Here is a 17563-nt window from a genome sequence, read left to right as displayed (position 1 = left end):
TTTTTCTTCATAAAAGTATGCTCAAATATCTCAATATTAATACCAACATCTAATTGTCTATTCATGAAATAGATACAATAAAAAAGAACCTGACCTCTCAACATGAGAGTCAGGTTCTTTTTACATAACTATTTACATGAATGCAAGATATAACATCCATGATTTCATAAAAAGCCTACATAAATCTTCAAACTATCCATTCAATCGTTTGAATAATTCCGCAATTTGTGCTTTCATTAAGGCCATTTCTTCACGTTGTGCTTCATTTTCCGCTTTTTGAGCAGCATTAGTAGCACGCAATTCATTTAATTGGTCTTTTTGAATTTGGTTTTGTGCTTCTAAGGCAGATACCTTATCTTGTAACGTGTAAGAGGCACTGATTGGTCCTTGACGGAATGTGTCTTTCACAGCTGTTTCATCAGCACGGGCACCAAATTTCCAAGTCACACTAGCATTAGCCATCACTTCACTACCATATCCATTGAAGGAAGCACCAACATGGAATAAAGTAGATTCATTTTTGTAGTGGTTCACTCCAAGAGCTAACGCACTAGCCCCTTGATAGTATCCTAGGCCTGCAGACACTTGAGTTGGCTCCAATGGATCATATTGAATAGTTTGTAAACCTGCTAAGGCAGCTGCTTGTGCGCCAGAACGATTAATACGATTGTTGATATTGATCGTTGTACCTCGTAATTGAGACACGTTAACTGCATCAGTATCTTTCGTACCTGGTGCTACATTGTGAATTTGTTGCATACCTGCAGAGATACCTTCTGTCATAACTGGTTTGCCATCTGGACCTTTCACAGGGTTACCATTGCTGTCTAACACTGGTTTATCCATACCGAAGGAGATAACACGAGTATTATCTACTACATTTGGTTTTAAGGCTCCTACAGCACCTGCATATTTTTCACCTGGTTTTCCATCTTTACCCATATACACAAAGTTACCGTCTTTGTCTTTCATGACAGGCTTATTATCTTTATCTACATATGTAAGATTTCCATTCGCATCACGACCCACTGTACTATTTGGGATGACTTTCAATCCTTCGTTCGTATACTCCGTAGAGTTACCAGGATTTTTAATCACTTCTTTTTGTTTTCCAGTAGCAGGATCGATAACTGGTTTACCATCTTTGTCGAATACTTTTTCCATTTCATCAGTGGTAGTAAAAGCAATCTTGTCACCAGATACATGAGATGTTTTTTCTACACCAGTTTTTGGATCCTTTGCGTTGAAAATTAAATCTTTATTGGTGAATGATGCCTTATTATCACCAGATTTATCTGTTAAAGCAATTTCCTTAGGTCCTACTACAGCTGTATTGTCATCTTTATCTTTGTAAGTAGTTCCTGCTCCTGTAGAAGTATTCGTATTTCCATTTGTATCCTTCAATACATTGGTTGTCGGAGTACTTGTATTGGTATTACCATTTTTGTCTGTTAGCTCATTTTTGTCTGCTGTAGATGTATTGGTATTTCCCTTAGTATCTTTCAACTCATTAGATGTTGGTGTACTTGTGTTGGTGTTACCCTCTTTATCTTTGATCGTAATTGTATCACCTTTAATGGTTGTAGTGGCACCATCTTTACCATTCACACCGATGGCACCTTGTCCATCTTTCGCTGTCATGGAAATACCATCTTTACCATCTTTGCCTTTGACTGCAAATTCACCGTTGCCATCTTTACCAACTGTAGCAGATACCACATCTTTACCGTCAGCGTTTTTCACAATCATAGCACCATCTTTGGCCGGTGTTACGTCCGCTTTTGGTACTGGTTTTGCATTGGCTTTTGGTTGTTTTGTCACTGGATCAATGTCGGATTCTTTGTAGTAATCGTCGCCCACTTTCACAAGGTTGTTACCATTTTTATCAACTGCTGTACCACCAGTTGTGACAGAGTCAATTTTAAGATCTCTATTCACATCTACTTTGACAAATGTAGTTGCTTTCTTAGTACCATCCTCGTTAATAGCATCCACAGTTACCATAGATACATTCGTGTTAGCACCATTTGCAAATTTCACATCGTCATTAGGATTTACCTTGTCGTACACTTTAGCATCTTTACTGTAGTCTTTATCAGTAGAACCAATGCCTACATTCCAACCAGATTCTTGGATCGCATTCGCCACTGTATTACCAGTCACAAAGCCTGCGCCTGTATTTGTTACTTTGTCATTTTTAGGATCAACGGTTAATGGCGTGCCCGCTGGTTTACCATCTTTACCTTTTTCGTAACCTTCAGGTTTACCATCTTTGCCTACTTTATAGTAGTTATCACCAATCTTAATCGCATCTGTTTTGGAACCATCTGCATGAGTGATGGTTACTTTATTCGTAACCTCTCCCTCTTTAATACCTACCGTAATTTCACGAGTGCCATCAGTTAATGTTTTACCAGTAATTTCAATGCCTGTACCGCCTTTGAAATCCACTACATTAGCATTTTTCACTACGTCTTTGTAGCCATTGCCATCTTTGGCAGATACAACCCAGCCCATATTTTGTAGGTCACCTACCGTAGCTGCTGCATTTTTATTTACAGGAGCATCGGCTGTGCCTTCCAAATCAACCAGATTTACTGGTGTTGTATTAGGTGTAGTGCCTGGTGTAGTACTTGGTGCTGTACCTTTTGGTGTAGTATCTACAGATTTAGTATTCAACGTGGAACCTACGCCTGTAATTTGAGTTGGTTTACCATCCTTAGATGTGACATTTAATGCGGAAGATGGTTGTGCATCAGATGCATTATTCGTAGCAGGTTTTGCCGCTTCTGCTTTCATTGTCACAGGGCTCACTGGTGTAACAGGCGTTGTTGTTACATCCACTGGTGTTGCATCTGGTTTTGGAGCGCCATTCACTACATCAGCTGGTTTGTAATATTTGTCGCCCACTTTTGTGTACGTATTACCTTTGCCATCTGTATAGGTATTTGGGCTACCCACATTCAATGTACCTGTATCCACATTAGTGAAAGTCACATTGTCTTTCGTAGCGTATGTAATTTTACCATTTGCATCCTGTTTCACAGTCAAATTATTGCCTGCTACCATTTCCACAGTATTGCTTGGTTTAATTAACTCTCCATCATCCTTAGTTCCAGTAAGTTTTTCTCCACCGTCAGCAGATGTTTTCAAGTTGAAGCCCGCATTGTTGATCGCTTCCGCTACATTTTGTACAGTTGCAACTTTGTTCAATCCTGCCTCATCATGAGCTTTTTGAGCTTCATTCACCGGTGTTTGTTTAGCCGCTACATCAGCTTTCTTATCTGCCACAGCTTGTTGTAATGCTGGATCTTTCGGATTAGCTGCTAATGCTTTTTCTGCGTCTTTTAAAGCTTCTCTTGCTGCAGACAAGTCTTTTTCAGCAGCTGCTAAGGTTTCTTTTAATTGCTTAGCCGTAGCTGGATCTGCAGGTGTAGCAATAGCGCCCGTTTCTTTATTATCCGTATCTACTGCTGGTTTCATTTCCCCAGTAGTTACTTTCACACCATTTTCATCAACTGTTACAGAACCATTAGCTGCTTTTACATTAAATGTAACATCACTCGCTGTGTTACCCTCACGAGTTGTTACCACTGCGGTAGTACCAAGACCATTTACAAAGTTCACTGTATCATATGGTTTTACAAAATCACGAGATTCCCCATTATTTTGTAAGTTCCAACCTGCATTTAATACATCGGATACTGTAGCTGCATTGTTGCCAATATACTTAGGATTTGTTTGTCCATCTTTTGTTTTTGGATTTGCCAATGTTGCTGCTTCTTCTGCTGTTAATGGCGCTTTATTAATATTGCCATTATCAGGAGTTTTGCCCACCACAGTTCCATCTGGTTTTGTAATGTCTTCTGTTCCATCATTTACATTTGGAATGTTGTTCTTCACATTTTTCAATGTAGTTGGACTTGTTGTACCTTCTGGTCCATTGATAGATGTAACCACATCACCTTTTGGAACTTCTGCACCAGATCCATCAGGATTTTCAAAGAATTTAAGTTCTTCTTTTCCAGTATCTGGATTAGTAACCATCTTAGGATATACTTTTGTTCCATCTGCTTTAGTATAGTTCACAGGTGTTACAGAGTTATTAGTAGATACTTGGTCATCTACTTTTACAGTGATGGTACGAACACCATCCACAGTTTTACCAGATACGATGGCTGTCCCTTCGCCTACAAATTTCACTTCGTTTGCATTTTTCACAGTATCTGTATAGGCCTTGCCTGTTTCCCCTGTTGTTTTGTCAGAAGACACAATCCAACCCATATTACGCAAATCGCCTACCGTAGCAGCTGTGTTATCGCTTACTTTTGGTTTTGAACCATCTGTTGGAGTCGATAAGTCTACTAAACCATGGTTCGCTTTTGTAGAACCCGGAACTTCTTTTCCATCTACTGTATCACCGTATTTGTGTAAGCCTGATGTTACATTTCCTAATTGTGTAGGATCTGTTGTTTTCTTATTTGGTTCAGCATCTGTATTTTTAACATTTGGATTCACTAAAGAAGACGTTAATGGATTCGCAGTTGTATCAATTGGTTTGATAACATTTCCATTTTCATCCACAGGTTTACCATCTTTATTCACTTTCGTGCTCGGTTTACCATTTGCATCAATTGGTTGACCTTTATCATTCACTGTATAATACTCATCACCAATTTTAGATACTGGTGTACCGTCTGCTGTAGTGTATGTAACCGGTAATCCTGTCACATTGTATGTCACATTGCTTGTGGTTCCATCTTCAGATGTAGTCACCACGGCTGTTGTGTTCACACCGTTTACAAAGTTCACAGTATCAAATGGTTTTACAAAGTCACGAGCTGCACCATTGTTTTGTAAGTTCCAACCTGCATTTAATACATCGGACACTGTAGCTGCATTGTTACCAATATACTTAGGATTTGTTTGTCCATCTTTTGTTTTTGGATTTGCCAATGCTGCTGCTTCTTCCGCTGTTAATGGCGCTTTGTTGATGTTTTCTACATCGCCTGTTTTTTCTGTACCATCAGGATTTGTAATTGTTTTGGATCCATCATTCACATTTGGAATGTTGTTTTTCACATTTTTCAATGTCGTTGGGCTTGTTGTACCTTCTGGTCCATTGATAGATGTAACCACATCACCTTTTGGAACTTCTGCACCAGATCCATCTGGATTTTCAAAGAATTTAACTTCTTCTTTACCTGTTTTTGGATCTGTCACCGTCTTAGGATATACCTTAGTACCATCTGCTTTTGTGTAATTAACAGGTGTAACTGAGTTATTCGTAGACGTTTGGTCATCTACTTTCACAGTAATAGTACGTACACCGTCCACCGTATTACCAGATACGATAGCAGTACCTGCACCTACGAATTTCACTTCGTTCGCATTTTTCACTTGCTCGGAGTATGCAGTATCTGTAGCCACTCCATCTGTACCTGTTGTTTTGTCAGAAGACACAATCCAACCCATATTACGTAAATCACCTACCGTAGCGGCTGTGTTGTCGCTTACTTTTGGTGCATCTCCATTTGCTGGTTTGGATAAGTCAACTAAGCCACGATTTTTATCCGTTGTGCCTGGTACATTGTCTCCATACGTATCTAGACCAGATGTTACATTTCCTAATTGTGCAGGGTCTGTCGTTTTCTTATTTGGTTCAGCATCTGTATTTTTAGCATTTGGATTAACCAATTTAGATGTTAATGGAGTATCTGTAATATTAACTTCAGAAATTGGTTGTCCATCTTCACCAACAGGCACTCCATTTTCATTGATTTTCGTAGCTGGCTTACCATTGGAATCCAATGGTTGACCTTGTTCATTAACTTTATAGTATTTGTCTCCAATTTTAGATACTGGTGTACCATCTGCTGTAGTGTATGTCACAGGTAATCCTGTTACATTGTATGTCACATTGCTTGTAGTTCCATCTTCAGATGTAGTCACCACGGCTGTTGTGTTCACACCGTTTACAAAGTTCACAGTATCGAATGGTTTTACGAAGTCTTTTGCAGTGCCATTGTTTTGTAAATTCCAACCTGCGTTCAATACGTCAGATACTGTAGCTGCATTGTTGCCCACGAAGTTAGGATTTGGTTTACCATCTTTTGTTGTTGGTTTCAACAAGTCCGCGGCTTCTTCTGCTGTCAATGGAGCTTTGTTAATGTTTGCTACATTACCTGCATCTGGTTTATCTGTTCCATCAGGATTTGTTACTTTTTTATCAGCATCATTCACTGCTGGAATGTTATTTTTCACATTACTCAAGGATGCTGGACGAGTATTGCCTTGATCATCTTTAGGACCATTAATAGATGTATTTACATCACCATTTGGAACGACTTTATCATTTTCGCCTTTGCCATCTGGAGTTGTATGATATGTAACATTGCCTTTGTCATCCTTAATTGGATATACAGTGTTGCCAGCTTTATCTGTGTAAACAACAGGTGTTACAGAGTTATTCGTGGATACTTGGTCATCTACTTTCACAGTAATTGTACGAACACCTTTATCATCTGTTTTACCAGTTACAGATGCTGTACCTTCACCTACGAATTTTACTTCGTTAGTATTACGTACTTGATCGGAGTAGCTGTTACCTTGTGCAGATACTACCCAACCCATATTTTGTAAATCGCCGATTGTAGCAGCGTTATTAGGGTTAGAGTTACTGAAGTCTACAAGACCCGCTTTATTATTAATCACATTATCTTGTGGTTGTGCTGTAGGTGTAGGTGTACCATTTGGTTGTAAGTCCGATGGTTTATACCATTTACCATCTTTTGCTTGTACTAATGGTTCACCTGCTGCGTTTTTAGGAGCCAATGGATTTTCCACTGCTTTAGCACCTGCTTCTGGAGTACCTTTATCGCTTACTTTATCTGCTGGATACCATTTACCATCGTTAGCTAATACTTTGCCATCTACCGGTTCAAATGTTTTCGCACCGTTCGCAACATTACCTAATTGGTTTGGAGTGCTTACATTGTTACCTGGCTTATCTGTTGTGTTAGCCACATTTGGATTTACCAAGTTAGTATTCACTGTTTTTGGTGTTGCATCAGTGTTTGGTGTTACTGTTGTCGTACCGTCTTGGTTCTTAGTGATTGTTACCGCATCACGTGGATATACTTTGCCATTGTCGGCTTGTACGTATCCATTCGTTGGGTTACCATCTTGACCTTTTTGAATATCTGGTGTGCCATCTGGCTTAGCTGGATAGAAAGTGTTACCCACTTTTACCACTGGAACTTCTTTACCATTCTCTGTAATTGTATTTGTCACAGGCAAGCCTGTTACGTTGAAAGTCACATCGCTTGCAGTACCTGCAGCATTCGTTGTTACCACAGCTGTTGTATTACCACCGTCCACAAAGTTGACAGTATCATATGGTTTTACAAAGTCTTTCGCTGTGCCATTGTTTTGTAAGTTCCAACCTGCGTTCAATACGTCAGATACTGTGGCTGCATTGTTGCCTACGAAGTTAGGATTTGGTTTAGCATCTTTTGTTGTTGGTTTCAACAAGTCCGCTGCTTCTTCTGCTGTCAATGGAGCTTTGTTAATGTTTGCTACATTACCTGCATCTGGTTTATCTGTTCCATCAGCATTTGTTACCTTTTTATCAGCATCATTCACTGCTGGAATGTTGTTTTTAACATTACTCAAGGATGTTGGACTTGTTGTTCCTTTTGGTCCATTGATAGTCGTTTTTACTGGACCTGTTACATCCGTTCCTTTTCCATCTGGTTTTGTATTGAAGATTTGGTTACCATCTGGATCTTTCTTGCCAGTTGGATATACTTGGTTGCCATCTTTATCTGTATATACTACAGGTGTTACAGCATTGTTTGTAGACGTTTGGTCATCTACTTTTACAGTGATTGTACGTACGTCGCCTTCTGTTTTACCAGATACGATAGCTGTACCTTCGCCTACGAATTTCACTTCGTTCGCATTTTTCACTGTATCAGAGTACGCATTAGTCAAATCACCTGTCTTTTTATCGGCAGATACAATCCAACCCATATTACGTAGGTCACCTACAGTAGCGGCTGTATTATCGCTTACTTTTGGTTGTCCATTTTCTGGTTTGGATAAATCAACTAAACCACGATTTTTGTCCGTTGTTCCTGGTACATCAGCATTATTTACTTGATCACCATATTTGTCCAAGCCAGATGTTACATTGCCTAATTGTGTAGCCGTTGTTGTATTAGGTTTATCTCCTGCTGGTGTTGGATTAACTAACGCAGTTTTTAATGGTTTTGTTGTATCAATTGGTTCAATTACATTGTTATTTTCATCAACCAATTTACCATCATTATTTTTGCCTACTGCTGGTTTACCTGCATCACTGATAAGTTGACCTTTATCGTTAACTTTGTAGTATTTGTCTCCTACTTTAGATACTGGTGCACCATCTTCTGTTGTGTATGTCACAGGCAAGCCTGTTACGTTGAAAGTCACATCGCTTACAGTACCTTCTGCATTCGTTGTCACTACCGCTGTAGTATTACCACCGTTCACGAAGTTTACTGTATCATATGGTTTTACAAAGTCTTTCGCTGTGCCATTGTTTTGTAAGTTCCAACCAGCTTGTAATACATCGCCTACAGTCGCTGCATTATGTGTATTTACATAATTTGGTTGCCCTGCATCTGCTGTATTTGGCGCTGCCCCATGAGTCGTCGGTGCTGTTGTATTTGTTTTAGCCCCCTCTAAGTTGCCTTCTACATTGGATAATGTAGTTGGAGTATCTGTACCTTTTGGTCCATTGATAGTCGTTTTTACTGGACCTGTTACATCCGTTCCTTTTCCATCTGGTTTTGTATTGAAGATTTGGTTACCATCTTTATCTTTCTTGCCAGTTGGATATACTTGGTTACCATCTTTATCTGTATATACCACAGGTGTTACAGCATTGTTCGTAGACGTTTGGTCATCTACTTTTACAGTGATTGTACGTACATCGCCTTCTGTTTTACCAGATACGATAGCTGTACCTTCGCCTACGAATTTCACTTCGTTCGCATTTTTCACTGTATCAGAGTACGCATTAGTCAAATCACCTGTCTTTTTATCGGCAGATACAATCCAACCCATATTACGTAGGTCACCTACAGTAGCGGCTGTATTGTCGCTTACTTTTGGTTGTCCATTTTCTGGTTTGGATAAATCAACTAGGCCACGATTTTTATCTGTTGTACCTGGTACATTATCTCCATATGTATCTAAGCCAGATGTTACATTAGTCACTTTCACTGGAGACGTACCATTAGGACCAGATACTTTCAAATCTCCCGCATCTGTTTTAGATAACTTAGGACCTTGATCTCCACCTACTTGTACTGTGTCAAAAGATACATCATTTTTAGTAGTAAATGTAAATTTGCTACCATCTTGTGTAATTTTGATATTTTTATCCGCTTCAAAAGTAACTTTGTCGCCTGATTTAACAAGTTGATTAGTGGCTTCTTTTCCTAATTCTCCATCATTTGTTTTCGCAGATGTAGCCGTCCATGCTGCATTGTTGATAGCATTAACAACATTACCTACCGTAGCGACTTTATTTTCATCACCATTCTTGGCTTCCACAGTACCTGGTTTGTCACCTGTAGTAACATTATTGATTGTACCTGTGTTAACTTTCACGCCCGCATCATCAACAACTAAAGAACTGTCTGCTGGTTTTACAGAAATTGTATTTCCTGTAGTATCCTTTTGTAAGCCCTTGCCAAGATTTACATTGTATTTTACAGTAGATGTTTTACCATCTGTACTTGCCACTGTTGCGGTTGTACCCTCGCCATCGATGAAGTTAACAGTATCATATGCTTTTACGAAATCTACTTCAGTTCCATTACCTTGTAAATTCCAACCTGCATTCAATACATCGGATACAGTAGCGGCATTGTTAGGATTTACATATGTATTTCCCGCTTTATCTGTTGTATTTGGTGCTGCTTGAGATTTTGTCGCATTGCTTGGCGCATCTGCTGTATTGGCAGTATCGCTATTTTTTGTATCAGGAAGGTTAGATTTTACGTTAGACAATGTCGCTGGAGTGGTTGTTCCTTTTGGTCCGTTCACAGAGGTAATAACTTCTGTACTTGGGATTTCTTTACCTGTACCATCTGGATTTTCAAAGAATTTAACCGTCTTAGTTCCATCTCCATTATCCACTTCTTGAGGATATACTTTAGTACCATCTGCTTTTGTGTAATTCACAGGAGTCACAGTTTTGTTGACACCTGTTTGATTATCTACTTTTACAGTGATAGTCCGAACATTACCCTCTGTTTTACCAGATACAATAGCACTACCTTCGCCGACAAATCGTACTTCATTAGCATTTTTTACTGCCTCAGAATATGCAGTGGCAGTTGTTGTTCCATTAGCACCTGTTGTTTTATCGGAGGACACAATCCAACCCATGTTGCGTAAATCGCCTACAGTAGCAGCATTTGTATTAGCTACAGAATTATCATCAAGGTTACGCAAGCTATTTTTAGCTGGTTGTACACCATTTACTTCAGGGTCTGTATAGTTAACTAAATTGCTTGTTACATTAGTAATTGGATTGCCACCATTATTTAAACCATCTTTTGTTAAAGATACTGGTTGTTTACCATTAGTAGCAGGTGTAATTGTCACTCCATCATTGTTGATTACAGTTTTGTCACCAGCTTGGTTTTTAAATTCAGCGCTTGTTAGACCAGTTAATTCTTTTTGTAAAGAATAGATGAAGTTTTTACCATTTTGTTTAACGGCTAAATTGTCACCAGCTTTGAAAGTTACAGTTTCTCCAGCTTTAACTAATGTAGCAGCAGCACCATCAACAGTACCAGAGCCATCTTTATCTGCTATCGCTTTCCAGCCCATTTCTTTTAAGGCATTTACCACTTGATCAGCAGTGATTAATTTACCATTTGTCGTATCCTCTGTTGGCACGCCATCTGTTGTTGTAATGGTACCAGTTTTTGGCGTCAATGTGATAGTATCCCCTTCTGCGGATACTTCTAACAAACTACCATCGCTAGATTTAACCGTGAAAGCAATGCCATCTTTTTTATTTAACTCTTGTTTCTTAGTTTCTGTAGCAGCACTATCTCCTGTTTGGCCTTTTAATTGGATAGTGTTATTGGCTAGTTTATGGAATTGACTACCGTTAATAGCATCTTTGGAATCTGCAGAGATTTCACCATCTTTTACATTTGTAACTTTCACTGGATCCGTACCATTAGGACCAGATACTTTAAGGTCTCCTGCATCAGATTTACTTAATTTAGGACCTTGATCTCCGCCTACTTGTACAGTGTTGAAAGATACATCGTCTCTAGTGGCAAAGGTAAATTTACTACCTGCTTGTGTAATCTTGATATTTTTATCTGCTTCAAAAGTAACTTTGTCGCCTGCTTTCACAGATTGATCTGTTGGTGTTGCACCTAACTCACCTGCTGATGTTGCTGCAGATGTTGCTGTCCATGCTGCACTATTTACAGCATTGACTACAGAATCTACGGTAGCGATTTTGCCAGCATCGCCATCTTTTACTTTCACAGTACCAGGATTAGCACCAGTTGTCACAGGTTCGATTGTACCAGTGTTTACTTTTAACCCTTTTTCATCGGTAGTTAACGTGTTGTCCCCAGCTTTAACTTTTAAACCATCATTAGTTACTTCTAAAGATTTGTCAGCTGTATTAACGGTTAAACCAGCATCCGTTGTTTTTAACGACTTATCACCTGGGTTAACCTTAACACCATCAGCTCCTACGGTTAAGGATTTATCCGCTGCTTTCACAGTGATATTGTTCTTATCATCCTTTTTCAAGCCATCGCCAAGGTTCACACTATATTTCACAGTAGATGTTTTCGTATCTGTATTGCTTACACTTACTGTTGTGCCATCACCATCTACAAAGTTCACTGTATCGTATGGTTTTACAAAATCTACAGCTGTGTTATTACCTTGTAAATTCCAGCCAGCTTGTAGCACGTCACCAACAGTAGCTGCATTATTTGGATTTACATAGTTTTTCGCCGTTGGATTTGTTGTGTCTACTCCATCATGTTTTGTAGTTGGAGCAGTTGTAGCTGTTTTAGCACCATCTAAGTTGCCGCCTACATTAGCAATTTGGTTACCACCATTATTTAAACCATCTTTTGTTAAAGATACTGGTTGTTTACCATTAGTAACAGGTGTGATTGTTACACCATCATTGTTAATGACAGTTTTATCACCAGCTTGGTTTTTAAATTCAGCGCTTGTTAGACCAGTTAATTCTTTTTGTAAAGAATAGATGAAGTTTTTACCATCTTGTTTCACCGCTAAATTATTGCCAGCTTTGAAAGTTACAGTGTCTCCAGCTTTGATTAATGCTACAGTAGCATCTGTCACTGTACCCTTATCATCCCGACCTGCTGTTGCTTTCCAGCCCATGGATGTTAAGGTATTCACCAATTGATCAGCAGTGACTAAATTACCGCCTGTCGTATTCGCTGTTGGCACTCCATCAGCTCCTGTTGTAAGGGTCGCTGTTTTTGGTTTTAATGTGATTGTATCATCTGCTGCACTCACTTCTAACAAACTACCATCGCTAGACTTAATAGTGAAAGCAAGTCCATTTTCTTTATTTAACTCTTGTTTCTTAGTTTCTGTAGCAGCACTATCCCCTGTTTGGCCTTTTAATTGGATAGTGTTATTAGCTAGTTTATGGAATTGACTACCGTTAATAGCATCTTTGGAGTCTGCAGAGATTTCACCATCTTTTACATTCGTAACTTTCACTGGATCTGTGCCATTAGGACCAGATACTTTTAAATCTCCCGCATCAGATTTACTTAATTTAGGGCCTTGTTCTCCACCTACTTGTACAGTATTGAAAGATACATCATCTCTAGTAGCAAAGGTAAATTTACTACCTGCTTGTGTAATCTTAATGTTTTTATCTGCTTCAAAAGTAACTTTGTCGCCTGCTTTCACAGATTGATCTGTTGGTGTTGCACCTAACTCACCAGCGGCTGTTGCTGCAGATGTTGCTGTCCATGCTGCACTATTTACAGCATTGACTACAGAATCTACGGTAGCCACTTTACCAGTATCGCCATCTTTTACTTTTACAGTACCAGGATTAGCACCAGTAGTAACAGATTCAATTTCACCTGTATTTACTTTTAAACCGTTTGCATCGGTAGTTAACGTTTTATCTCCAGCTTTGACCTTTAATCCTGCATCAGTTACTTCTAAAGATTTGTCAGCTGTATTAACGGTTAAACCAGCATCTGTTGTTTTTAACGACTTATCACCTGGGTTGACCTTAACACCGTCAGTTCCTACGGTTAAAGATTTATCCGCTGCTTTCACAGTGATATTGTTGTTATCGTCTTTTTTCAAGCCCTCGCCAAGGTTTACACTGTATTTTACAGTAGATGTTTTACCATCTGTACTTTCCACTGTAACAGATGTGCCATCGCCTTTGACAAAGTTCACCGTATCATATGGTTTCACAAAGTCTACGGCTGCACCATCACCTTGTAAATTCCAACCAGCATTCAACACGTCAGATACAGTGGCTGCATTGGTCGGATTCACTTGATTAGCAGCATTCCCTAATGTTGGAGCTGCTTGAGATGTAGTAGCATTACTTGCCCCTGTAGTAGCATCATTATTTTTAGTTTCCGGTAAATTACCTGCCACATTAGAAATCGCATTACCACCATTATTCAAGCCTGCAGTTGTTAAAGAAACAGGTTGTTTCCCCGCAGTTACAGGAGTTACTGTCACCCCTGCTCCATTGATAGTAGTCGTATCTCCTGCATCATTTTTAAACTGAGCGCTTTTTAGTCCCGTTAATTCTGGATTCAAGGAATAAGTAAATTTAGAGGTTACACGAGTTCCTGTTTGACGACCTGGATTATCTGGATCTTCATAGACTGGTCTAGATGCATCTTCTTGATGTAATACCAAGTTATCGCCTACACGAATTTTCACTTCATCATTGAGACGCACTTTATCTACATGACCTGTAGCTGTACCTGGATTTTCTCGTGTTGTAGTTTTACCATCAGTAGAATGTACTTCAGTTCCCGCTGTAGCAACAGTACCATTTAACTTCAATACACCGGAACTAGTTTTATCTTTTTCAGCCTCTACAGCCCAACCACTGGACATACGTTTTGTAACGGAGTTTAACTGAGAACCATTGATCGCATCTGTAGAATCATCTGCAATACGACCAGCCGCTACATTTTTCAACTGCCGTTCTGCACCTGGTGTACCAAAGGATACAACGTCACCTTCAGACGTATTCGTACCACCTGCCCAATAGAATGTGTAAGCTACTTTTTTACTATCAAATGGTACAATTTTACCCTCTTTATCATAGGAAATATCTGTTTGTCGAGTACCAATAGAGTTTGCATCGGCTCTAGAACCAGTACCGATAGCCACACCATTTTGTAATTCAGAAACAGCCCCTGTACCTAGTGCTACGCCGCCTAACTTCGTCACACGGGCACCAGTACCAATAGCGGTCCCCAAGTCACCTGTAGATAAAGAGTGAACACCCATAGAAATAGAACCATGTCCATTTTTATTCTCCGGCAAGGAATAATCTAAAGTAGCTGTGTTTAAAACGCCACCATTCGTTAATTCTCCATAGGCTTGTTGTATAGTCCCCGGAGTAGTTTCCATTTCTACAGAACGGATGGTACGCTTAACTTGTTCTCCACCAACGGTCTCTATTTTTTCAGTGGATTTGATGACCGTGTGACCTTGCTTATCTTTTTTCTCTTTTTGGTAGTTTACTTTTTGGTCCGCCACTTTAGTAATTTCCGATCCACCAATCATGATGGAAGAGTCACCTTGTGCCTGTGTACCAAGACCTACCGCAATGGCACCTTGTTCACCAGAGGCAACAGCGCCTTGACCTACGGCAATGTCCGCTACTTTTTGAGCTTTTGCTAATTGACCTACTGCAACAGAGGAGTTCGTTGCCTCAGATTCATCACCAACAGCAACAGCAGACGCTTTTGACACTGATTTATTACCTACCGCAACGGCATTTACCTCAGCATTAGCGGTATAACCAGCCGCTACAGCAGATTCCTTGGCACGAGCTGCTGTACCAGCCGCTACGGCATAATTACCTTGTGCTTCAGCGCCCATACCAATGGCTACTGCTGCCTCCGCATTCGCCACTACGGATGCACCAGAACCGATCGCTGTAGCACCAAAGGCACCTTTTCTAACAATAGAGTTTGTACCGATAGCTACCCCTAAAGGAGTAGTAGAATGAGCCTGCATACCGATAACAGTAGAACCATCTTGGCCATAGCTAGCACGATAACTTCTATCTAATTCTGCACCTACAAGTTCCTTATATTTAGCGGTAATCGTAATAGGCTGACCATTCTTCCCAGTACCAGGTGTTGTCTCAGCATTAAAATCATTGACACCTTTGGCCTCTCCGCTAGTAGGATTTTTTGCTTTAAAATATTTCTTTCCGTCATAGGCTTGAATATCATTACCACCAATAACGATAGAGCCCATACCGGCTATAGATTGCGCACCAATGGCTACCGATTGGTCACCCATAGCACGGGTATTACGACCTAAGGCTGTACCTTCATTAATATCTACGCCTTGGAAGGAGAAGAATCCGTCAGCTTTCGCAGTTCCAGAATCTTTAAAATTATTTAATGTACTTTTAGTGCCACCAAAGGCTTTCACCAACACAGTATCATTATCATCGGCATCTGTAGCATTTCCCGTCGGCATGCCATCTGTACCCACCATACGATATCCGGTTCCGGCACCTGCACCGACAGCCACGGAAGAGTTCATCGCTTTATTCGTCTTATTAAGGCCGGTGAAAGCCCCTACACCAATAGCTACACCACCAGCATTACCACCGCCATCAGCAGAATAAACCCCTTTGTCACTTCCCGCAGTAGCTCCATAGCCTAGGGCAATACTATGTCCGCTACCTTCAGCACGGCTTTGGGCCGATTTACCAATCACAACATCAAAGCTTTTCTTCGCTTCACTGGATGTGCCAAGAGCAATTGTGTCGGCTACAGTTGCCTTGCTTTCTTTACCCATAGCAATAGCTCTGTCCGCTGTAGACTGTGCTGTATTACCCACTGCAATTGCGCTGTCCGCATTCGACTGTGAACCTCGTCCAAGGGCTACCGCATAACTAGCTGTAGACGTTGCATTGGTACCTAAGGCAATCGTATCAGCATTTCTTGTACTAGCATTTTGACCTATAGCGAGGGATCGGTCTCCCTGTGCATTACTACCAGCAGATATAGCCACTGCTTTCTCACCACTTGCTTTAGCAGCAACACCAATCGCCTCTGACAAGCTCCCTGATGCTTGCGCATCAAGCCCTATTGCAGTTGCACTATCGCCTATAGCTTTTGATTTTCTACCTACCGCCACTGCATTGTTCTGAGTAGCCTGAGATTCAGTCCCGATAGCAACAGAATTTTGGCCACCAGCTGATGAAGATCCTCCAAAAGCGACACTGGTAGCGTCACCTGCGCCTGCATTATTAATGGCCGCCCCTACTGTGTTTACCATCACAGGACTCACCGCCATAGCCATGGCAGCAGAACTAATCACAATAGCTTTCGCCTTATTACGGCCCACCCGTTTTGCCAATTCTGATACAACTACGTAGCAGCCCTTTGTTTTACTCCACACAACTTTATAAATACGATTCAATGCCATTTAATTCCTCACCTTTCGATACTAATCTATACTTGTTACATGAATTAACTGTTAATTATTTCTTGTTCCTATAAACACAAAAAACTATAACTTCGACTATCTTTTTGAAAGTTATAGCTACACGTACTATGTACTTAAAAATTCGTTTATTAAGATTCATTTTGAAAGTATACAAGCCCAAGCAAACTAAAGGACTCACCTAAGTTTTCATGAGTGAGTATACAACCATCTTACATTCTGTTTAAATTATATACAATAACACTATAGAATGCAATCGATTTGTTATATTCATACCGATTCTATATAGATTTGGAGCCCTTAGTTTTTCAGCATTCCTGCACTACATTGCACACAAAAATGTATAATTACGTACCACTACTATATACATAGTCCCATATCTTGATTTATTCTTTTCATCTTGTTAATAATTAAGCATATTCTGTCATTTCTTCCGTATTTGTATACAACATTATCAACACCTCTCTCACTACCCCCCCCTATAACTAAAACGCATAGTTGATGTAAAAATAGCAAGTTACTTCATCTTTCTTTCATGTAGGTGTGCATTGGCTGTGTTAGACTTTTTCATTGTCTACTTAAATAGATCAATGAGCTGAATTACTAAACTAGTAATAGAAATCATCAAAGAGATGTACTAACAGCAAACTAAGCAAAGCGCAAGTTTGCAAATGACAACGCCACAAGCGCACTTCCCAGAGGAACGCCATTACGAGTAGCAGCCTTTGTGGCGATCCTTTACTACCTAAATCACACAAACACAAGAAGAGCACGGTGTGCCCCCGAACAAACATTATGC

General features: G+C 40.0%; 1 protein-coding gene. It reads right to left on the bottom strand.

Going from position 1 to position 17563, the window contains the following annotated elements; all coding sequences use genetic code 11:
- Window positions 1-192: 192 nt before the first annotated feature.
- Window positions 193-16746: an ESPR-type extended signal peptide-containing protein gene (locus EO127_RS08365; protein ID WP_127448911.1), complete on the bottom strand. Its 16554-nt coding sequence runs from the start codon at window positions 16744-16746 to the stop codon at window positions 193-195.
- Window positions 16747-17563 lie beyond the last annotated feature (817 nt).

The sequence above is a fragment of the Veillonella sp. 3310 genome (assembly GCF_003999875.1).
GTDB lineage: Bacteria > Bacillota > Negativicutes > Veillonellales > Veillonellaceae > F0422.
The sequence above is the reverse complement of the archived record's forward strand: the minus strand, read 5'-3'. Positions and strand labels throughout refer to the sequence as shown.

Excerpts from the sequence above, each read along its gene's own strand:
- EO127_RS08365 (WP_127448911.1), bottom strand. The coding sequence starts at position 16,746 with ATGGCATTGAATCGTATTTATAAAGTTGTGTGGAGTAAAACAAAGGGC.